Raw genomic sequence first — 467 nt, forward strand, 5'->3', positions numbered from 1 at the left:
GTTGTAAGATAAAAACAGGTAAGTAAGTATACTTATCTAGTCTTGCGATTAGGAGGTGTTTTTTTATGCGAGATGTTAAAAAAGTTTTGGAAATGAGATCACAAAACTATAGTCAGCGACAGATTTCTGTATCTCTTAAAATTTCAAGAGATACAATAAGAAAAATTTTTAATGTAGCTGATGACAAGAAAGTGTGTTGGTCATCTGTTAAAGATCTCAGTGAATCAGATGTCCAAAATTTATTATTTGAACAGGAGATGAAAATCAATTTATCCATTAAGCAACCTGATTTTGATTACATCCATAAGGAACTGTTAAAGCCAGGAACCACAATCAAACTGCTATGGGAAGAATATGTTGATGATTGTCGGTCAATCAAGAGTCCATTTTACCAGTATAGCTACTTTTGCGAACGATATCGTGATTACGTTAAAAAGCATAATCTTACGATGCATATCAATCATAAA

General features: G+C 32.1%; 1 pseudogene. It reads left to right on the forward strand.

Going from position 1 to position 467, the window contains the following annotated elements:
• Nucleotides 1-65: 65 nt before the first annotated feature.
• Nucleotides 66-467 (forward strand): annotated as a pseudogene (locus tag LJE08_RS13825) (IS21 family transposase); the annotation flags it as partial.

Origin of the sequence: Holdemanella sp. DFI.5.55 (assembly GCF_020593575.1) — a bacterium.
Classification (GTDB): Bacteria; Bacillota_I; Bacilli_A; order Erysipelotrichales; family Erysipelotrichaceae; genus Holdemanella; species Holdemanella hominis.